The 20,616-nt window shown below is 69.0% G+C and carries 17 protein-coding genes; 9 read left to right on the forward strand and 8 right to left on the reverse strand.

What is annotated here, in order from left to right; all coding sequences use genetic code 11:
• On the reverse strand, nt 1-324 hold a 324-nt coding region (locus tag N800_RS13450; protein WP_036139680.1), incomplete at its 3' end, for a hypothetical protein.
• A gap of 113 nt (nt 325-437) precedes the next feature.
• Here N800_RS13450 and N800_RS13455 point away from each other — a divergent pair.
• Nucleotides 438-1,427, forward strand: coding sequence for a glycosyltransferase (locus N800_RS13455; protein WP_052108263.1), 990 nt, complete (start codon nt 438-440; stop codon nt 1,425-1,427).
• A 30-nt stretch (nt 1,428-1,457) separates the two neighbouring features.
• Here the strand turns inward: N800_RS13455 and N800_RS13460 are convergent, their stop codons facing one another.
• Genes N800_RS13460 through N800_RS13470 form a run of 3 tightly spaced genes read right to left on the reverse strand, consistent with a single transcriptional unit; the run spans nt 1,458 to nt 4,451 of the window.
• Nucleotides 1,458-2,981 carry a PH domain-containing protein gene (locus N800_RS13460; protein ID WP_232227670.1) on the reverse strand — a complete coding sequence of 508 codons (1,524 nt, stop codon included), beginning with the start codon at nt 2,979-2,981 and terminating at the stop codon, nt 1,458-1,460.
• Nucleotides 2,971-3,504, reverse strand: a complete 534-nt coding sequence (locus tag N800_RS13465) for a PH domain-containing protein (RefSeq protein ID WP_052108264.1) — start codon at nt 3,502-3,504, stop codon at nt 2,971-2,973. The genes N800_RS13460 and N800_RS13465 overlap by 11 nt, the downstream gene beginning before the upstream one ends.
• Before the next feature lie 20 nt (nt 3,505-3,524).
• Complete coding sequence (locus tag N800_RS13470) at nt 3,525-4,451, reverse strand: lauroyl acyltransferase (protein WP_036139683.1); 927 nt, start codon at nt 4,449-4,451, stop codon at nt 3,525-3,527.
• Nucleotides 4,452-4,596: 145 nt separating this feature from the next.
• On the opposite strand from N800_RS13470, the gene dtd reads away from it, so the two are divergent.
• The 3 genes from dtd (at nt 4,597) to N800_RS13490 (ending at nt 8,175) form a co-directional block, all read left to right on the forward strand.
• Nucleotides 4,597-5,037, forward strand: a complete 441-nt coding sequence (gene dtd, locus N800_RS13475; RefSeq protein WP_036139685.1) for a D-aminoacyl-tRNA deacylase — start codon at nt 4,597-4,599, stop codon at nt 5,035-5,037.
• A gap of 99 nt (nt 5,038-5,136) precedes the next feature.
• A complete protein-coding gene (gene rpoD / locus N800_RS13480) occupies nt 5,137-6,993 on the forward strand; it encodes an RNA polymerase sigma factor RpoD (RefSeq protein ID WP_036139688.1) in 1,857 nt (618 codons plus the stop codon).
• Between the two features lie 888 nt (nt 6,994-7,881).
• Complete coding sequence (locus N800_RS13490) at nt 7,882-8,175, forward strand: DUF6916 family protein (RefSeq protein WP_036139690.1); 294 nt, start codon at nt 7,882-7,884, stop codon at nt 8,173-8,175.
• Nucleotides 8,176-8,208: 33 nt separating this feature from the next.
• On the opposite strand, the gene N800_RS13495 is transcribed toward N800_RS13490, so the two are convergent.
• The 4 genes from N800_RS13495 to N800_RS13510 all read right to left on the reverse strand — a co-directional run bounded on the left by N800_RS13495 (nt 8,209) and on the right by N800_RS13510 (nt 10,505).
• Nucleotides 8,209-8,709 carry a GNAT family N-acetyltransferase gene (locus tag N800_RS13495; protein WP_036139692.1) on the reverse strand — a complete coding sequence of 167 codons (501 nt, stop codon included), beginning with the start codon at nt 8,707-8,709 and terminating at the stop codon, nt 8,209-8,211.
• 59 nt (nt 8,710-8,768) lie between these two features.
• Nucleotides 8,769-9,311, reverse strand: a complete 543-nt coding sequence (locus tag N800_RS13500; protein ID WP_036139695.1) for a phage tail protein — start codon at nt 9,309-9,311, stop codon at nt 8,769-8,771.
• A 48-nt stretch (nt 9,312-9,359) separates the two neighbouring features.
• Nucleotides 9,360-9,890, reverse strand: coding sequence for a phage tail protein (locus N800_RS13505; protein WP_036139698.1), 531 nt, complete (start codon nt 9,888-9,890; stop codon nt 9,360-9,362).
• Nucleotides 9,891-9,956: 66 nt separating this feature from the next.
• Complete coding sequence (locus N800_RS13510) at nt 9,957-10,505, reverse strand: phage tail protein (RefSeq protein ID WP_036139700.1); 549 nt, start codon at nt 10,503-10,505, stop codon at nt 9,957-9,959.
• A gap of 257 nt (nt 10,506-10,762) precedes the next feature.
• Here N800_RS13510 and N800_RS13515 point away from each other — a divergent pair, with 257 nt between their 5' ends.
• The 5 genes from N800_RS13515 to N800_RS13535 all read left to right on the forward strand — a co-directional run.
• Nucleotides 10,763-16,612, forward strand: coding sequence for a putative Ig domain-containing protein (locus N800_RS13515; RefSeq protein WP_052108265.1), 5,850 nt, complete (start codon nt 10,763-10,765; stop codon nt 16,610-16,612).
• Nucleotides 16,613-16,733: 121 nt separating this feature from the next.
• Nucleotides 16,734-18,365: a flavin monoamine oxidase family protein gene (locus tag N800_RS13520; protein ID WP_084087688.1), complete on the forward strand. Its 1,632-nt coding sequence runs from the start codon at nt 16,734-16,736 to the stop codon at nt 18,363-18,365.
• Between the two features lie 93 nt (nt 18,366-18,458).
• Nucleotides 18,459-19,145 carry an alpha/beta hydrolase gene (locus tag N800_RS13525; RefSeq protein WP_036139702.1) on the forward strand — a complete coding sequence of 229 codons (687 nt, stop codon included), beginning with the start codon at nt 18,459-18,461 and terminating at the stop codon, nt 19,143-19,145.
• Between the two features lie 3 nt (nt 19,146-19,148).
• A complete protein-coding gene (locus tag N800_RS13530) occupies nt 19,149-20,210 on the forward strand; it encodes a sensor histidine kinase (RefSeq protein ID WP_198032556.1) in 1,062 nt (353 codons plus the stop codon).
• Nucleotides 20,207-20,616: LytR/AlgR family response regulator transcription factor (locus N800_RS13535; RefSeq protein WP_425476520.1), on the forward strand; the 410-nt coding region annotated here is incomplete at its 3' end. The genes N800_RS13530 and N800_RS13535, both read left to right, overlap by 4 nt.

Consider the following 20,616-nt stretch of genomic DNA (forward strand, 5'->3'; position numbering starts at 1 on the left):
CGCGCTGGGGCGCGAGCTCAACAACACCACGCGCGCGCCCACGCGCCGTGCCGCGCGCAGGGCGGCCACGCGCGTGTTGCCGTCAAACACCACCACGGCCGGGCGCAACGCCTCGATCGCGGCGACCACTTCGGGCACCGCGCGCGTGGGCGAGGCGCTGAGCGTGGTGGTCGGCCAGGACAGCGCGGGCGTGCCTTCGGCCAGCAGGAAATGCGCGTCGACTGCAGGCCAGCGCGCCTGCAGCGCATCGGCCAGCAACCGGCAGCGCTGCACTTCGCCACTGCCCTCGCTGCCGGATACCGGGACGAACAGCAGGCGGCTCATGCGGGCGTTCCTTGCGGAGAAGGGAAGGGGCGAAAGCGCAGGTCGCGATGCGGTGCACGCCGTTGTGCGCGTCGCGTCGCTATCATCGCCCGACCTGATGCAGCGAAGCGGCCATGCAACCTGTTCCCGTCACGTTCTACCTGGATGTCGACGACAAGGATATCGCGTCATGGCGCGCACTGCGCCCGGATGCGGAGCCGCAACGGCTGGTGCTGGGCGAGGACTACTGGATCACGCAGACGTATGCGCGGCTGCGTGACGGTGGCGATGCCGTGCAACTGGACAACCGCGTGCCCGATGCGGGGATCGTGCTGTTCTATGCCGGCGACAAGCGCGCGGTGTGGCGCGCCGTGCAGCGTGGCAGCCGCGCCCTGCTGGTGGCGGTGCGCAGCGATCGCCATCCGGTCGGGTTCGCCGATCTGGAGGTCGTGCAGAATGCCGCGTCAGCCGATGGCGTGCGCGCCTTCCACGTGCCGCACTGGTCGCAACCGGGCCTGCGCGTGCGCGAGCCCGCGCGTGGCAACACGCTGCGCACGGTGCTGTTTCCCGGCACGCCGCAGAACCTGCACCCGGGTTTCCGCTCAGCGGAGTGGGATGCGTTCGTGCAGGCGCGAGGGCTGGAATTCCGCTGCCATTACGCGCGACCCGACGGTACGCCGCCGGCATGGCATGACTACCACGACGTGGACCTGATGCTGGCCGTGCGCCCAAGTGGCGCAACGCTGGTGCGCAACAAGCCGGCGTGGAAGCTGTTCAACGCGTGGTTGGCCGGCGTGCCGGCCATCCTCGGCCCCGAAGCAGGCTATCGCGAACTGCGCGCCGGGCCTCTGGATTACATCGAGGCCAGTGGCGTGGAGGACACCATGGCGGCCATCGACCGCCTGCTGGCCGATCCTGCGCTTTACCAGGCGATGGTGGAGAACGGCCGCGCGCGCGGTGCGGCCTTCACCGACGACGCCACGCTGGCGTCGTGGCGCAGGCTCATTGCCGAGGTGCTGGTTCCCGCCTGCGCGCATGTCGAGCGCCGCCCCGTGGCGTTGTGGCGCCGACGCTTGCGCGACCTGGCGTCACGCGTGGCGCGCGCCTGGGGCGAGAAGCGCTGACCTCCCGTTACTGCAAAGATGCAGTGGCGATCACCAACGCAGCGGTCGCCGCGCGAGCGTCACGGTCAGCGTCTCGTGCAACGCGCGGGCTTCGGCCTCGGGCAGGAAGCGGATTCGCAGCGGTGGCGCCATCGGCGTGGCACCGGCAGTGTCGAGCCACAGCGTGGCCGTGCCGCAGCGGCGATCCAGCGGTGAAAGGCGGAGCGACACCGCCTGCAGCTTGTCGATCTCGGCAAAGCGCCACCAGCGGCTCCACCACCCGCCGCGCACGGCCACCAGTTGGTCGTTGACGGCATAGGCTGCCCGACGCGCGTGCTGGCGTGCCGCGATGGCGCTCCAGCCAAGCCATGGCAGCGCGAGCAGGCCCCACGCGCCGAAACGCCAGCCCACCACGACGCCGACCAGTGCCACCCAAGGTACGCTCGGTAGCCACAGCCTCCACCAACTGCGCGCGGGGATCGGTTGCCAGGCCTGTCCGGCCCAGTCGGCATTGGGCAGCAGGTGCGTGATGAGCCGGTCGCAGGTTTCGGGCGTGGCGATGGGTGCCACCTCGCGCAGTGCGCGCTGCTGTTGCTGGTCCTCGGCGACCGCGGTGTCCACGTGCAGGCTGCGGCGGCGCAGCAGGCGATGCATCACGCCTTCGTGCAGGGTCCAGGCCTGGATGCGCCGGCGCGACGCGCTGGTGCGCCAGCGTGCCAGCAAGCCGCGCTCCACCGTCAGGCGCCGACCTGATTCGCGCAGGGTGAAGCCGTAGTACTGCAGCAGCGACAGCAGCATCGACAACACGCGCAGCACGCCCACTGCCAACGCGGCGAGGCTGGCGGCGGCCAGCGCGTATTCGGGAACGCCGAAGTCGTGGCTGCCGGCGTAACCGAATACCACTTCGCCCCAGCGCTCGAACAGATTGGGCAATAGCCGCGGACTGAACTGCGACAGGCCCGCGACGCCGGCGCCGACCACAATCAGGCCGCGATTGGAAACGAGGCCGTGGCGCAGCACTTCATCCAGCGGCAGCTGCAGCAGGGTGGTGGCTTCAGGTGCGGCGTGCGCGACCATTATGTCGCCGGTGTTGCCTGCCGCTGGTACCTGTCCGCGGTGGCGCACCAACTGCTCCAGCGCCAGCGCATCGGCCAGCGTGAGTACGCGCATTTCCGCCTCGGGTTTCTTGCCGCCGGCCGATTCCAGGCGCACTTCGGCCACGCCGAACACGCGGTGCAGCAGTGACTGCTGCAGCGCCACGTTGTGGATGCGCGCGAAGGGAATGACGCGCAGGCTGCGTTCCAGCAGGCCCTTGCGCACCAGCAGCGCATCGCCAGCCACGCCATAGCGGAAGGTGAAGTACTGCCACACCGAGCTCAGCGCCAGAACGCCCACGCCGATCAGTGGCCACAGCTCGTTGCGGTCGCCGCGTCCGAACACCAGCAGCGCCACCAGCGGCACCACGAACTGGCGCAACTGGGCCAGCAGCACGAACAGCCACGACATCGGATGCAGGCGCCGCTCGGCCATCGCGGCCTGCGGCGGCGCGCCGGTGGCGACGGGCTCAGGCGTCATCGTCATGGTCGATCTGCCGGCCGAGTGCGTCGCGCAGCCGCTCGGCGTCGCTGGCATCGAGATTGGGGAGCTTGACCGCGCTGTGCTGCGTGCCGGCGGTGTGCACCACCAGCGTGGCGAGGTCGCGGCCGCGCTGCAGCGGGCCACGGGTCACATCGAGGTGCTGCACCCGGGTGGCCGGCACCCGCGTCTCGCGCCGCCACAACCGGCCGCTTCGCAGCGCAAGGCCCAGGTCGTCATGGCGCCAGTGCGTGTGGCGATAGCGACGCACGCCGATCCAGGCACCCAGGCCCGCGGCCGCCACCAGCAGCAGGCCGGTCGCGAGCAGGCGCAACGGCCAGGCAAGTGGCAGGGCCAGGGCCTCCGCGAGCACGCCGCCGAGGACATAGGCCAGTCCCGCCCCGGGTAGCGCGAACTGCAGCGCGCCCGTCAGCGCCATCAAACCGCGGGCGCGCAGTGGCAGCGGTTGCCAACCGTGGTCGGCGGCGTCGGACGGTACGTGGGATTCAAGCGTGGAATGCATGCGTCAGCCTTCAGTGGCAATCAGTAGCAATCGGGCGAATACGGGTTGGCGTCGTCGGGCTGGAGCGAGAAGCGCTTGTAGGTCCACTGGTACTGCGTGGGGTCGCGCCGGGCAATGCGCTCGATTCCCGCGTTGAGCGCGGCCACCGCCACCTGCGGGTCCGGACTGGCGACCTCAGGAGCAGCCGGCTCGATGTGCAGCTCGAAGGCCGGCTCGCTGCCGTCCTCCGCCACGCGCTCGCAGTAGGCATACAGCACCGTTGCGCCGGTGCGCGCGGCCAGCCGCGTCAGCAGGCTCATGGTCAGCGCCGGGCGGCCGAAGAACGGTGCGAACTCGCCATCGCCACGCTTGGGCTGCTGGTCGGGCAGGATCCCGACCACGCCGCCGTCCTTGAGCAGTTTTAGCAACTGGCGCACCGCCGCGGGGCCGTCGGCGCGGACCTGGGTGACCCGTTCGGCATCGCTGCCCGGTGCCGCGCGCACGAGGTTGAGGAATGCCTCGCCCACTTTCGAATCCGGTGGCGCGTACAGCACCGCCAGCGGCGTCTTCGCCGCCAGCCACTGGTTGAGCAGTTCCCAGTTGCCGTAATGCGGCGCGGCGACGATCAGTCCGCGCCCGCTGGCCAGTGCCGCGTCGAACAGTTCCACGCCGTGCTGGGCGCGCAGCAGCTGCAGGTTCTTTGCATGTGGCCGGGTCCACAGGCGCAGCGTCTCCAGCACCTGGCGCGCGGTCGTGCGCAGGATGGCGTCGTGCAAGGCCTCGCGCTGGGACGCCGACAGCTCCGGGTGGATGATCTCCATATTGCGTCGCGTCACCCGGCTCTCGCGCCGGTCGCGCCTTGCCACCCCCCGCGCCAGCGCATCACCCAGTCGTGACAGCCACGACCAGGGTAGGCGTGCGACGGCAGCGGCAAGCAGATACAGCAGGCGGGCGGCGAATTCGGTCATGGGCCGAAGTGTAGCCGCTGGGTTCTGCTAGCTTTACGCCGCCGTCCGGATCGATGTCGCCGCGTCGCGGCGTGCCGGGTCTGCGTAACCACCACCGCTGTCGTCCCCGCGATTGCCGCGCACTTACCCCTGGAGCCCCCTGCCCATGCTCGCCCTCATCCAGCGCGTTTCCCAGGCCAGTGTCAGCGTGGACAGTGAGGTCATCGGCCGGATCGGTCCCGGCCTGCTGGCCCTGGTGGGGGTGGAGCCGGGTGACGGCGATCCACAGGTGGCGCGCATGGCCGAACGCCTGCTCGGCTACCGGGTGTTTGCCGATGCCGAGGGCAAGATGAATCTGGGTCTGGCCGACACCGGCGGCGGGCTGCTGCTGGTCAGCCAGTTCACGCTGGCCGCCGACACCCGCAGCGGCATGCGCCCCGGCTTCAGCACGGCCGCCGCCCCAGCCCTGGCTGAACCGGTGTTCAACCAGTTGCTGGCAACGTGCCGGCAAAACCACGGCCCCGGGGTGGAAACCGGGCGGTTTGGCGCCCATATGGTCATCAGCCTGGTCAATGACGGCCCGGTGACCTTCCTGCTGCGGGCCTGAACCTCCGCTGGCGGGCGCGGCTGCCGGTTTTCCCGATGGATGCCGTCTGCGCTGGTATAATGCTTGGTTCACCTTCCAACCACCGTGGTGGCGCAGCCCATGGCAAACGAACGTCAGGCCCCCCAGTCCGAACTCAAGCAGCTGATCAGTAAGGGCCTGGAGCAGGGCTACCTGACCTATGCCGAGGTCAATGACCACCTGCCCGATGACGTCGTCGATCCGGAACAGATCGAAGACATCATCGGCATGATCAATGGCCTGGGCATCCAGGTCCACGAAGTCGCCCCCGACGCCGAGACCCTGCTGCTCGCCGGCGAGAGCGCCAGCGGCCGCGAAGTCGACGAGACCGCCGCCGAAGAGGCCGCCGCCGCACTGAGCGGCCTGGACGCCGAGGGTGGCCGCACCACCGACCCGGTGCGCATGTACATGCGCGAGATGGGCACGGTCGAGCTGCTGACCCGCGAAGGCGAAATCGCCATCGCCAAGCGCATCGAGGAAGGCCTGGGCCAGATGCAGGCCGCGCTGGCCTCGTTCCCCGGCACCATCGCCTCGATCCTCGAGGACTACGAGCAGCACAAGGCTGGCAAGAAGCGCCTGGCCGAGATCATCGTCGCCTTCAACGACCTGATTGACGAACCCACTCCCGAGCCGGTGCTGGAAGAAGTGGCTGACGCCGACAGCGAGGCCGACGAGGACGAGGACGACGCTGACGGCGGCAGCGACACCGACGACACCCCGACCGGCCCGGACCCGGTGGAGGTCGCCAACCGCATGCAGGTGCTGGCCGACACCTACGCCAAGTTCGAGAAGGCGCATGCCAAGCACGGTCCGGCGCACAAGAGCGTGCTCAAGCTGCGCGAGGAGATGGCCGAGGTCTTCGTCACCTTCAAGCTGCCGCTGCCGCTGACCGACGTGCTGGTCAAGAACCTGCGCGACGTGCAGGCCAAGGTGAAGGAACACGAGCGTCGCATCCTCGACATGGCCACCCGCATCGCCAAGATGCCGCGCAAGGATTTCATCCGCGCCTGGGACGGCAACCAGACCAACCTGGAGTGGACCGACGAGCTGATCAAGCGCAAGCAGAAGTGGTCGTCGGGCCTGCGTGACGTCAAGGACCAGATCGTGGCCGAACAGCAGGCCACCCTGGACCTGGAGTCGGCGATCCTGGTGACCCTGGCCGACCTGAAGGAAATCAGCCGCGCGATGGCCTACGGCGAAGCCAAGGCGCGCAAGGCCAAGAAGGAGATGGTCGAGGCCAACCTGCGCCTGGTGATCTCCATCGCCAAGAAGTACACCAACCGCGGCCTGCAGTTCCTCGACCTGATCCAGGAAGGCAACATCGGCCTGATGAAGGCGGTGGACAAGTTCGAGTACCGCCGCGGCTACAAGTTCTCGACCTACGCCACCTGGTGGATCCGCCAGGCGATTACCCGCTCGATCGCCGACCAGGCGCGCACCATCCGCATCCCGGTGCACATGATCGAGACGATCAACAAGCTCAACCGCATTTCCCGCCAGATGCTCCAGCAGTTCGGCCGCGAGGCCACGCCGGAGGAGCTGGCCAAGGAAATGGACATGCCCGAGGACAAGATCCGCAAGGTCATGAAGATCGCCAAGGAGCCGATCTCCATGGAGACCCCGATCGGCGACGACGAGGACTCGCACCTGGGCGACTTCATCGAGGACACCAACGTGGAGTCCCCGATCGAGGCCACCACCAACATCAACCTCACCGAGACGGTGCGGGACGTGTTGGCCGGCCTGACCCCGAGGGAGGCCAAGGTGTTGCGCATGCGCTTCGGCATCGACATGAACACCGACCACACCCTGGAAGAGGTCGGCAAGCAGTTCGACGTGACCCGCGAGCGCATCCGCCAGATCGAAGCGAAGGCCCTGCGCAAGCTGCGTCACCCGAGCCGCAGCGAGCAGTTGCGTTCGTTCCTCGATATCGATTGATCGAGACGCTTTGCAGGCGAGAATCAACGGCCGCGTTTGCGGCCGTTTTCTTTTTCAGGCCTTTCCCCACACTGGTTCAACTCCGGGAAGTGAACCTCGGCGTGACAGTTGGCGCAGAGCAGCACGCACTTTTGTACCTCCGCATCGATTTCTGATTGGCTCCGATTGGACAACGCTCGGACGTCCAGATTGAAACGTTTGTCGGCTGGATCCAGGTGGTGCCACGTGAGCGCTGCCAAGTTGCGCTGATACCCGCAGCGTGTGCATCCATTGCCCGCAGCAGCAACGAGCTGGGTTTTCCGTCGAAGCCCTCGTAGTTGTTGGCTCTCATAGCTCTGGTGGCGAGCATTGGTATCCTGATTCTTGCAGGTGCGCGAACAGAATCGGCGTTGGCGTCCCGACAGTTGCCTGCTGCAGATTGCACATGATCCATTGGATTTCATCGAAGAAGAATAATCCAGTTTGGGCGGTGAGTGAGATGCTGCTGCTGAGTTGTTAACATGGGCGCACGGGCCTATAGCTCAACGGTTAGAGCAGGGGACTCATCGAAAGGTGCCGCCGTGCAGGAATGTGCGGCCGGGAACGGGATGAATTCAGGGAAACCTCAGCGGCGCGCCAAGCGCGGACGGTGGCAACCCTGAGCCAAGCCGGCGGTACACCGCCGGAAGGTGCAGAGACTACCTGGGGGCTGAAGTGCCCTTGATAACAGGCTAGAGCGTCCCGCGCCCCACCCATCTCACGCCACTACTGCGTGTGACGGAGGGCGAAGAGATAGTCCGCGCCATCGGGAAACCGATGGGCCACGCGAATCCCTTGGTTCCAGGTTCGAATCCTGGTGGGCCCACCAATCCGTCTTGCCGCCATCCGCCGACGAGAGTGCAATCCGCCATGGAACTGCTGACCCTGCAACACTTCGCCGGCTGCGTGAACGAGACGTTTTCGGCCGGACTCAACGGCATGGACGTGCCTTTCGTTCTGGTGGAGGCGCGGCCGCTGCAGAGCCCTTCCGCACCGAACGTCGCGCGCGCGCCGTTCTCTTTGCTGTTCCGCAACACCTCGCCGGTGCTGTTCCCGCAGCAGACCTACGTGATGCGCCATGCGTCGCTGGGCGAAGTCGGGATCTTCCTGGTGCCGGTGGCGCAGGAGCGGGAAGGCTTCCTGTACCAGGCCATCTTCAACTGATCCGCGACGCGCCGCCACGCGGCGGCTGACGGGCTAGCGCGCTGCAGGCCGCCACTGCATGTGGTGGTGGAAGCCTTCCGCACCGGTGACCACGAAGCCCAGGCGCTCGTACAGCCGGCGCGCCGACTGGTTGGCCTGCAGCACGTGCAGCCGCATCCCGCACCCCTGCCGCGCCGCCTCATCCTGCGAGGCGCGGATCAGCTGGCTGCCGATGCCGTGCCCGCGCGCCTCGGGCCACAGGCTGATGTCCACCAGCAGGTGGTCCGGCGCGTTGCACTGCAGGTAGTAGCGGCCCAAGGGGCGACCGTCTTGTTCGACTATCAGGAAGTCGGCGTCGCCGAAGTGCGCCACGTAATGGCGGTGCTGGTGGCCAAACTGCTCCGCCAGGAAGGCCTGTTTCGCAGTCTCAGACCACGGGACGGCGGCCATTTCGTCCGCTCGCGTGCTGGCGTACAGCCGGGGCAGCCAAGCCAGGTCGCCATCACCGGCGCGGCGCAACGCCAACCCCTTGCCGCGCAGCGGCGAGGGGGGCAAGACACCCCCCGGGCTTGGCGGGAAACCCGGGAGTGCCGGCGTCGACACGATGGTGCGGCTCAGGCAAACGAGGGGAACACGCCCTGCAATGCAATGCAGAAGTTCACCCCGAGGTACGGCTGACGGTTCTCGTGCGGCAGTCCGCCGCCCTGGCTGGGCGCCACCATGTCCGCAGCCAGCTGGGTGTTGGCCGGGCCGGAGGCGAAGGTGCGCGACGTGGTGCTGGTGCCCAGGAACGACAGGCCGCCGTTGCTGACTGGGGTGCCCGTGCCGCTGCCCGCCGCGCTCTGCGAGTAGGCGTTCACGCCATGGTTGTGGGCTGGGATCTGGCTCTGGTTGAGCGTCACGGTGCCGGTGCCAAACGGCTGGCCGAGCGTGCGCCACGAAAGCCCCGGACCTTGCCCCTGCTCGCATCCGGCACGGCCGGCGAAATTGGGCAACTGGAACGTGGTCTGGCCGTTGCCGCCGTAGTTGGTGCCCAACAGCGAGAACAACGCCGTGTTCTGCGAGATGGGCAGCGTGGCGCCATTGCAGAACGCCCAGCCGCGGGGGTTGAAGTTGAAGCCGAACAGCTGGATCTCGCCAATGTACGGTGTGGTCATATCCTGTGACTCCGATAAGGGGCGCTACGCCACGCGGGGTTCGCCGCCTCAGGCCTGCGAGGGGAAAATGCCGAAGACCGCGATGCAGTACTGCACCGTCAGCGTGGGCATGCTGTTCTCGTGCGACTGCGACGCGCCGCCGTTGCCCAGCATCAGCGCGGACATGGGGGCGGCGTTGTTGCCGGTGAGGGTGTTGACGTAGAACGTGTCGCCGCTGACCGCCCCGGGCACCAGTGCCGGTCCCGGCGTGGTGCTGACGGCGGCGGACGTGGTCGCCTGCAGCGTGTGCGTGTGCGATGGCATCTGCGACGGGAGCAGGGTGACGTTCTCCGTGCCCGCGCGCTGCCCCAGCACGTAGTTGCTCAGGCCAGGCCCCTGGCCCTGGTGGACGGGAAGGCGGCCGCGCAGGTCGGGCACGGCGAAGGTCGATTGCCCATCGCCGCCGTACGTGGTCCCGATCAGCGCGAAGAGGGCGTCGTACTCCGAAATCGGCAGCAGCGCACCGTTGCAGGGCTGCCAGCCGGTCGGGACGCGGCCAAAGCCGAACATGCGGATTTCGCCAATGAAAGGTTGACTCATGGAAGGGTGCTCCTGGACATCTGGGTGAGGAGTCCGCGCGCGGGCCGGGGCCCGCCAGGGGCTGGCTCAGTTGCGCGACGGAAAGATGCCGCTCAGGGCGATGCAGAAATTGATGGCGGTGTACGGCTGCAGGTTGGAGTGCGGCTGGTTGCCGCCGGCCGGCGCCACCGTCTGTGGGTTCATCCCCACCCGTGGGCCGTTGGATGGGCCATAGAGTGGAATCGCCGTGCCACCGCTGTTGGTGCTGTTGGCATACATGCGGCCGGTCGGAATGCGGCTGGTGCCGTCGCTGGTGGAGGCGTTGACCGGGTGGCCGTGCGCCGGCAGGTTGGAGGCCAGCAGGGTCACGTTTTCAGCCCCGGCCGCCTGGCCGATCTGCACCGCGGGCGGCTGCCAACTGGGGTCCACCGACGAAGCGTAGCCGACGGGCGTCCGGCCGCGCAGGTCAGGCAGTGCGAAGTTGGTGGTGCCGTTGCCGCCGTACTGCGTGCCGAGCAGCGAAAACAGCGCCTGGTTCTGGTTGATCGGCAGCAACTGTCCGTTGCATTGCGCGAAATACTTTGGCGCAAAACCGAAGCCGGCCATCATGACCTGGCCGATGAAGAACTCGCTCATTGTGTTTCCCCTAGTGCGTTGCCAGGAGGCTTCCCTGTTCCCAAAACGCCCCTTGCCCCGTACCGCCGTGCATCCCCAACTACCCGGGCAAGGGGGGTGCCTGTGACCACGTTAACACTTCCAAAGTGATCTGTGACCTGTTCCAATGCCGTTCAGGCCGACCGTCCGGGCGGCCATGGGGAAGTGTGGCGCGCAACGGGCCGGGGCGGATTCGCCTCCGGCCTTGCGCTTGCCCGAACGGAACTTGGGGGCGGGAAATGCACGCGATCAACGGGGTTGTCGGCGCGGGACTGCTGCGCAGGGTCAGGGCGGTGGTGGCCGCGGGGTTGCTGGGGCTGGCCGGCTTGTGGCCGGCGATGGCCCTGGCGCAGACGTCGACCTACTGCCCGACCCCGCTGACTGCGACGGTGGCCTGGGGTGGGTCGGTGTCGGTCAACGTCAGCAACTGCGACGGCGCGTTCGATGGCGGCATGAGCGGGCCGTTCGCGCCGCTGGCCGTGCACGGCACGGTGACCATCGGCCCCAACAGCGGGGGCGTGCAGTTCGTTACCTACGCGCACGGCGGCAGCACGCCGGCGGGCGGTGGCAGCGACACGATCTGGTTGGAGGATGAAGACAACGGCACGGTCCGCATCAACATTACCATCAGCGCCCCAATTTCGCCGATCACGGTGTCGCCGGCCTCGCTGCCGACCCTCACCGCCGGCAGCCCGTTCTCGCAGACCCTGACCTCGGCCGGCGGCACCGCGCCGTACACCTACGCGCTGCAAAGCGGCACCCTGCCGGTGGGCCTGAGCCTGACCTCCGGCGGCGTGATCAGCGGCACCCCGACGCAGCGCGGGGGCTACAGTTTCTCCGTCCGCTCGACGGACAACATTGGCCAATTTGCCGACAAGGGCTACACCGGCACGGTCCAGAACCCGACACTGACGCTGGCGGCGCCCAGCGGCACCGCCATCCAGACGGTAGCGTTCTCGCAGACGCTGACCACCACCGGTGGCGTGGCCCCGCACACCTATCTGTTGGAAACCGGCACCCTGCCGGCCGGCATCAGCGTGTCGTCGGGGGGCGTGGTCAGTGGCACCACGGCGGCGGCCCCGGGCAACTACCCGGTGACGCTGCGCGTGACCGACGCCAGCACCGGGCCGGGCCAGTACTTCGAGCTGGAAAACTACACGCTGACCGTCAGCCCGCCGCCCAGCGTGTCGATCGCAGTGGCACCGGCGAGCGTGAGCGAGGACGGGGCGACCAACCTGGTCTACACCGTTACCCGCAGCCTCAACCTGTCCTCGCCGACGGTGGTCAACATCACCACCTCGGGCACCGCGACCGCGGGGACGGACTACACCGGCAACGTGTCCACCGTGACCATTCCGGCCGGTGCGACGACGGCCTCGATCACCATCGACCCGACCGTGGACGGCACGGTCGAGGCGGACGAAACGGTCATCCTGACCGTGGCCGCCGGCACCGGGTACACCGTGGGAACCCCGTCCAGTGCCACGGGCACCCTGCTCAACGACGACGTTCCCAGCGCCACCCTGACGGTGTCGCCGGCCGCAGTCGCCGAGGACGGCGCGGCCAACCTGATCTACACCGTGACGCTGAACCAGCCATCGTCCAGCGCGGTCTCGATCAACTACACGGTCGGCGGCACCGCCACCAACGGCACCGACTACGCCACGATCACCTCGCCGCTGGTCATCCCGGCCGGGAATACCACTGGCACCATCACGGTCAACCCGACCGCCGACGCCACCATCGAGGCCGATGAGACCGTGGTCCTGACGCTGGCGGCCGGCGCGGGCTACACCGTCGGAGTGCCCAATAGCGCCACCGGCACCGTGCTCAACGACGACCTGCCGAACCTGACGATCAACGACGTCACCGCGTCCGAGGGCAATGCCGGCACCACCAACTTCACCTTCACCGTCAGCCTGAGCGCACCGGCCGGCCCGGGCGGCGTGACCTTCGACATCGCCACCGCCAACGGCACCGCGACCGCGGGCGTCGACTACGTCGGGCAGAGCCTCACCGGCCAGACCATCCCCGCCGGCAGCAGCACCTACACGTTCACCGTGCAGGTCAACGGCGACACGCAGAACGAATCGACCGAGACCTTCTTCGTCAACGTCACCAACGTGGTCAATGCCGTGGTGGTCGACGGGCAGGGCCTGGGTACGGTGGTCAACGACGATCCGCTGCCGTCGCTGTCGATCAACGACGTGACCGTGGTGGAAGGCAATGCGGGCGTAGTGAACGCGAATTTCACCGTCAGCCTGTCCGCGCCCAGCGGCCAGACCGTGTCGGTGAATTACGCGACCGCCGATGGCACCGCGACCGCACCGGGTGACTACACCAGCCTCAGTGGAGCGCTGATCTTCGCGCCGGGCCAGACCGCGCTGGCGATCTCGGTCTTCGTCAACGGCGACGTCGTGCCCGAAGCCAACGAGACGTTCCTCGTGAACCTCTCGGGTGCAACCAACGCCACCATCGCCGACAACCAGGGCGTGGGCACCATCAGCAACGATGACGTGCCGGTGACCGTCAGCCCATCGAGCGTGCCGGGCGGCGCGGTCGCGGTCGCCTACAGCCAGACCCTCACCGCCAGCGGTGGCGTGGCCCCGTATACCTTTGCGGTGACCGCGGGCAGCCTGCCCGCCGGCCTGTCGCTGAGCGCGGGCGGCGTGCTGAGCGGCACGCCGACCGCGGGCGGCACCTTCAACTTCACCGTCACGGCCACCGACAGCAGCGCGTTCCCGGGGCCGTTCGTTGGCAGCCAGGCCTACGCGTTGACGGTCGCCCCGGCGACGGTCGTGCTGCCGGCCACCACCTTGGCCGGAGCCACCTTGGGGACCGGCTATTCGGCCGGCATCGCCGCGTCCGGCGGCACCGCGCCGTACACGTACGCGGTCACCGCCGGCGCGCTGCCGTCCGGGCTTGCGCTCAACCCGTCGACCGGCGCCATCACCGGCACCCCGACCGCGCTGGGCACGTTCAACTTCGACATCACTGCCACCGACGCCAGCACCGGCACCGGGCCTTACACGGCGACACAGGGCTACGCCATCGTGGTCGTGGATGCGCCGCCGGTGGCCTCCTCGTCCAGCCTCACCGTTGCCTACGGTAGTGGTGCCACATCGGTGCCACTCAACCTGAGCGGGGGGGCGGCCACGTCCGTCGCGGTCGTGACGCCGGCGACCCACGGCACCGCGGTCGCCAGCGGGACATCCATCACCTACACCCCCGATCCGGGCTACGCCGGGCCGGACAGCTTCACCTACAGCGCGACCAACAGCGGCGGTACGTCGGCCCCGGCGACGGTGTCGGTCACCGTGAGCGATCCGGTGGTGACGATCACGACAGGCGGCCCGCTCAACGGCGCGGTCGCGTCGCCCTACACGCAGACGTTCACCTTCAATGGTGGTGCGGCACCGTGGAGCGGCTTCCAGGTCACCAACCTGCCGGCAGGCGTCAGCATCACCGGCAGCAGCACCACCTCGGTGACCGTGTCCGGCACGCCCACCCAGGCGGGGAGCTTCAACCTCAACGTGTCGGCCACCGACAGCAGCACCGGCAACGGGCCGTACTCGGTCGGCCAGGTGTTCGTACTGACCGTGGCCGCGCCGACGCTGACCCTGGCGCCGGCCGCCGGGACGCTGACCGCGCCGTACGCCGTGCCGTATTCGCAGGCCTTCACCGCGGCCGGCGGCGTCGGACCGTACACGTATGCCACCGTCGGCGCGTTGCCGCCGGGATTGAGCCTCGGCGGTGGGGTGCTGTCCGGCACGCCGACCGTGCCGGGCAGCTACGCGGTCACGGTCACTGCCACTGACACGGGGTCCTCGGGCACCGGGGCGCCGTTCTCGGTCTCGCAAAACTACACGATTGACGTGCCCGCGCCGGTGATCGTCGTGGCTCCGGCCTCGCTGCCGGGCACGACCGCGGGCCTGGCCTATAGCCAGACCCTCACGGCGACCGGCGGCGTCGCGCCGTACACCTTCGCGGTGACCGCGGGGGCGTTGCCGACCGGCGTGAGCCTGTCCGCTGCGGGCGCGCTGTCGGGCACGGCCACCGCCTCCGGCACGTTCAACTTCACCGTGACCGCGACCGACAACTTCGGGCAGACGGCCTCGCAGGCCTACAGCGTGGTGGTGGCGGTGCCAGTGCTGACGCTCACCCCGGCCACCTTGCCCGGCGGCGTCGCCGGCACGGCCTACAGCCAGACGTTGACCATCGCCGGCGGCATCGCCCCGTATGCGGCGGTCCTGAGTGGCGCGCTGCCGACCGGACTGACCTTCGATCCGGTCACGCGCACCTTCAGCGGCACCCCAACCCAGTCGGGCACCTTCAGCCTCAGCGTCACGGTCACCGACAGCACCGGCGGCACGGCCGCCACGGTGACCAACGCCTACGTCCTGACGATCACCGCGCCGACCCTGACCCTCACCCCGGCGTCGCTGCCGGCGACCACGGCCGGGGCCGCGTACAACACCACGTTCGTGGCCGGCGGTGGCATTGCGCCGTATGCGTACGCGGTCAGTGCCGGCGCCCTGCCCGCCGGGCTCGCGCTCAACGCGGCCACCGGCGCGCTGGCGGGCATACCGACGGTGGCGGGGTCGTTCGCCTTCAGCGTGACCGCCACCGACAGCACCACCGGCACCGCCGGCACGGTCACCAACGCCTACACGCTGGCCGTGGCCGCGCCGACGATCGCGGTGAATCCGGCAGTGCTGCCGGGCGGCATCGATGGCGTGCCCTACACCCACGTCCTCAGTGCGGTGGGTGGCACCGCGCCATACACCTTCGCGGTGACGGCGGGTGCGTTGCCGACAGGCGTGACACTGGCGACCGATGGTCGCCTCAGCGGCGCGCCTGTGGCCGGCAGCTTCGGCTTCACCGTGACCGCGACCGACGCGTTGGGCTTCACCGGCACGCGTGCGTACATGGTGGTGGTGACGCAGCGACCGGATCCGTCGCGCGATCCGGAGGTGCGTGGGTTGCTGGAAGCACAGGCGACCGCCACGCGTCGTTTCGCCAGCACGCAGATGAACAACTTCCAGCAGCGCCTGGAGAACCTGCACGACAACCGCGAAGGCGCGCAGCTGAGCAGCCGCCTGGGCTTTGCCACCAGCCAGAAATGCACGGATTACCTTGGCCGGGAGCCGGGCGAGTGCGGTGACCGGGTTGCCGCCCTGGGCCCGGTGGCGGCCGCGGGGAGCGCCGGGGCCGCGGCGGCGGACGGTGACGGTTCCGCTCGGGCGGCATCGGCCGCACCGTTCGCCACGTGGATCGGCGGCGTGATCCGTTCCGGGAGCCAGGACGGCCGCGGCGGCGGCGCGCGCGCGGACTTCGAGACCGACGGCATCAGTGTCGGCGTGGACCGCCGCTTCAGCCCGGCGTTCGCGTTGGGTGCCGGCATCGGCTACGGACGCGACAAAAGCGACGTGGGCAACCACGGCAGCCGCGTGGAAGGCGATGCGCAGTCGCTGGTGCTGTACGCGAGCTACCACCCGGGCGACCGCTACTTCCTCGACGCGCTCACCGGTTATCAGCGCCTGTCGTACGACCTGCGCCGCCACCTGACCGTTACCGATGCCTTCGTGTACGGCTCGCGCGACGGCTCGCAGTGGTTCGGTTCGCTCTCGGCCGGCGCGCAGTTCCAGCACGGCACGTGGCAGCTGACCCCGTATGCGCGCGTGGACGTGTCGCAGGCCACGCTGGATGCCTACGTGGAGCAGGGCGACCCGGTCTACGGCCTGGCCTACGGCGAGCAGGACGTGGACGCCACCACCGGCAACCTCGGCATGCGCTTCGAATCGCGCCATGCCAAGGATTGGGGCGTGTTCGCGCCGCAGGCGCGGCTGGAGTACCAGCACGACTTCAGCGGCGACAGCAGCGCGACGATGCAGTACGCCGACCTGCCGACCGGGCCGCTCTACCGGGCCGACTTGGCCGGGTTTGACCGCAGCCGGATGATGGTGGGCCTGGGCGCGATGTTCTATCTGGCGCGTGACTTCACGTTCCGTGCCGAATACCGCGGCCTGTTCGGCAACGACGGCGACCGCGACAACGGACTGATGCTGAACTTCGAGAAGTCGTACTGATGCAATCGTGGCCACCGGGGCATTCCCCGGTGGCCGCTTCACACCATGGTCCGTGCCTCGATGCGGCCCGGACCGTTCTGGCTACTGATGCTGGCCGGCAGGGAAACGACAGGGGAACCATATGAGTCGCACAGGCATGATGGCGCAGCTGCTGCGGATCGCACGGCTAGCCGAGCGTTGTGATCGCAGCGGCGAAAGCGCCGCCGAGGCCATCGGCCAGGACGGCCTGCGTGACCAAGCCCGGCGCCGGCTGATGCTGGGTGCCGTGGCCGCCACCACCACCGCTGCGGCGGGCGTGGTGGCGCCGACCGCGCTCGCGGCCACGGCCAAGGTCAGTCGCACCCTGTATGCGCGAATGACCCGGATCCGCGGCGTGGCCGTGGTCGGCGCCGGCCTGGCCGGCCTGGGCTGCGCACTGGAGCTGGCGCGCAATGGCGTGGGCGCGAAGGTATTCGAGGCCGGCACCCGCGTGGGTGGCCGCTGCTGGAGCCTGCGCGGCTTCTTCCCGGGGCAGGTGGCCGAACGCGGCGCCGAGTTCATCGGCGGCTCGCACCACGCGATGCTGGGCTATGCCCGCGAGTTCGGCTTGCAGCTGGAGGAGTTTTCGCGTTACCCGGGCTTGCCGTACTACCACTTCCAGGGCCGCAGCTACACCGAGGCGCAGGTGGTGGAGGAGTTCCGCGCGTTTGCCGATTGCATCCGCGAGGACCTCAACGCGCTCAACCATCCCACTGCCGACCGCTACACCGAAGCCGACAGCACGTTCGACTTCATGAGTTTGGATGACTACCTGCTGATGTACGGCGCCAGCGGGGTGCTGCGCCACATCATTGGCGCGGCCTACGCGGCGGAGTTCGGCGCACGGCTGGATGAACTCAGTGCGATCAGCTTCCTGCGCTTCGTCTACGGCGACCGCCGCAGCAAGTTTGGCGCCTACGGCGCGGACCGTGGCGACCAGTTCCACGTGGTGGACGGTACGGACCGCATCACCACCGCAATGGCCGAGCGCCTGCCGGTGCCGGTGCAATTGGGCCACCGCCTGGTGGCGGCGCGGCGCATGGCGGGTGGCCGGGTGCGCCTGACCTTCGACATCGGTGGCCGCCGGGTGCAGAGCGACCACGATGCGGTGGTACTGGCGCTGCCCTTCAGCGTGCTGCGCGACGTGGAGCTGCATTCCAGCCTGGGCTTGCCGGCGTGGAAGCGGCTGGCAATCAGCAATGCGGCGATGGGCGACAACAGCAAGACCCTGGTGGGCTTCAAGCAGCCATACTGGTACGTGCGCCACGAGCGCAACGGCAGTGGCAGCGCGGACCTGGCGCGACTGCAGACCACCTGGGAGAGCAACCCGATCAATGGCAGCGACACGCGCGCGGTGCTCAGCCACCTGGCGGGTGGTGCGTTGGCGCGGTCAATGCTGCCGGGCACTGTCCAGGCGGATGCGCGCGCGTTGCTGGGCGACCTGGACAGCGTGCTGCCCGGGGCCATGGAGTCGGTGCAGCGCGACGCGAAGGGTCAGTTGCTGGCGGTCACCGAGAACTGGTCTGCCAACCCGCTCAGCAAGGGCTCGTACAGCTGCCCGCGGCCCGGGTATTTCACCTCGGTCGCGCACAACGAGGCCAAGCCGGTGGAGAACGTGTTCTTCGCGGGTGAGCACACCAGCAGCTTCTACGAGTGGCAGGGGTTCATGGAAGGCGCGGCGCTGTCCGGCCTGCGTGCCGCCAACGAAGCCTGCAACCTGATGCTGGGGCGCTGACCTCACCCCGGAAGCGACGTGGCGCCTGCCCCGGACGCCAAACCGCGACCCGCGCCGCTGGCACGCCCCGGCGGCTGCGGCCACAATGCGGGCATGGACAGCCTTGCCCCCTCATTGCTTGACACCGTCGAACGCGAGACCGGCCCGTCACCCACGTGGTCGGTGATCTGGCTGCATGGCCTCGGCGCCGACGGTCACGACTTCGAACCCATCGTGCCTGAGCTGCTGCGACCGGGCTGGCCCGCGATCCGCTTCGTGTTCCCGCACGCGCCGGTGCGCGCGGTGACCATCAACAACGGCGCGCGCATGCGTGCCTGGTACGACATCAAGGACTTCGACCTGGCCAGTCGCGCCGATGAGGCCGGCGTGGCCGAGTCCATCGAGCAGGTCGAGGCGCTGGTCGCGCGCGAGGTCGAGCGCGGCATCCCGCGCGAGCGCATCGTGCTTGCCGGCTTCTCGCAGGGTGGCGCGATCACGCTTGCCTGGGGCCTGCGCACCCCACAGCCGCTGGCGGCGCTGGTGGCGCTGTCGACCTATCTGCCGTCGGCGCAGAAAGCCGCGGAATTCGTCGAGGCCGCGGCGGTGGCCCAACCGGTGTTCATGGCCCACGGCACGATGGATCCGGTCGTTCCGGTGCAGGCGGGTCAGTTCAGCGCTGGACTGCTGCGGCAGCTGGGTTTCAGCGTCGACTGGCACGCCTACCCCATGGCGCACCAGGTCTGCGCCGAGCAGATCCGCGACTTGGGCGAGTGGTTGACCCGGCGCTTTACCGGCGCCTGACCGATGGCCCAAGCCGGCACCGAGCGCGAACCCTGGCTGCCGGACTTGTGCCGGCTGCCGCGGTTGGCGGTGATGCTCGGCGTGGCCGAACTGGTGGTGGTGGTGCTGGCGCTGTCGCCCGACGGCGGCGCGCGCTGGGATCTGGAGCGCTTCGTTACCGCCAGCGGCTTCGCGCTGTGGCTGGCGTTGACCGCGTCGGTACTGCTCTGCGTGTCGCGCCGCACGCTGTCGCGCCTGCCGCAGCCGGTGGGGGCGGCGCTGGCGCTACTGGGGGCCGGGGTCGTCGCGGCGGTCGGCGCCTCGATGGTGCACGTGATCGACAGCAGCCTTGGCTATGCACTGGTGCCGCCGGCGGTGAGCCTGCAGCGTTTCGCCTGGGGCGCGGCGGCGATCACCATGCTTATTGCCGCGGTGGTGCTGCGCTACCTGTACATCAACGATGGCTGGCAGGCGCAGGTGCGCGCCAGCGCGCGCGCCGAGGTCGAGGCGCTGCAGGCGCGGATCAAGCCGCACTTCCTGTTCAACAGCATGAACACCATTGCCGGCCTGGTGCGCAGCGACCCGGCGGTGGCCGAGCGCGCGGTGCTGGACCTGTCCGACCTGTTCCGGGCCGCGCTGGGCGCCAACAAGGGCGACTCCACGCTGGCCGAAGAGGTGGAGCTGGCCGAGCGCTACCTCGCCATCGAACAACTGCGCCTGGGCGATCGCCTGCACGTGAACTGGTACCGCGACGAGCCGCTGCCGTGGGACTTCGCCATGCCGCGGCTGGTGCTGCAGCCGCTGCTGGAGAACGCGGTGCTGCATGGCATCTCGCGCCTGCCGGAAGGCGGCACGGTGGAGGTTGCGCTTTCGGTGGAAGGCCAGGAGTTGCTGCTGCGGGTGCGCAACCCGTCCCCGCCGCCGCGCGAGCGCGACAGCCGCGGCGCCCAGCATGCCCAAGCCAACATCGGCCAGCGCCTGCGCTACCACCACGGCCCCCGGGCGCGGATGACCGCGCGCTGGGAGGCGGACTACTATCTGTGTGAACTGCGCGTGCCGCTGGGGGGCGGGGCGCGCGCCGGATGAAGGGGATGCCGATGCGGGTGATCATCGCCGACGACGAACCACTGGCCCGCGAGCGCCTGCGCGGTTTGCTGGTGGACATGGGCGACATCGAGGTCGTTGCAGAGGTGCCCGACGGCCAGCAGGCGCTGCATGCCTGCGCCGAGCTCAACCCGGACCTGGTGCTGCTGGACATCGCCATGCCCGGCATCGACGGGTTGGAGGCGGCGCGGCACCTGGCGGCGTTCGAGCCGCGTCCCGCCGTGGTGTTCTGCACCGCCTACGATGACCACGCCTTGTCGGCCTTCGAGGCCGAAGCCATCGACTACCTGGTCAAGCCGGTGCGCCCCGAGCGCCTGGCTGCGGCCTTGCAGCGGGTGCGCACCTTCGCCGCCGGCCGCCAGCAGTCGGCGCCCGCGGCCGACGGCCG

This window comes from Lysobacter daejeonensis GH1-9 (genome assembly GCF_000768355.1).
GTDB lineage: Bacteria > Pseudomonadota > Gammaproteobacteria > Xanthomonadales > Xanthomonadaceae > Aerolutibacter > Aerolutibacter daejeonensis.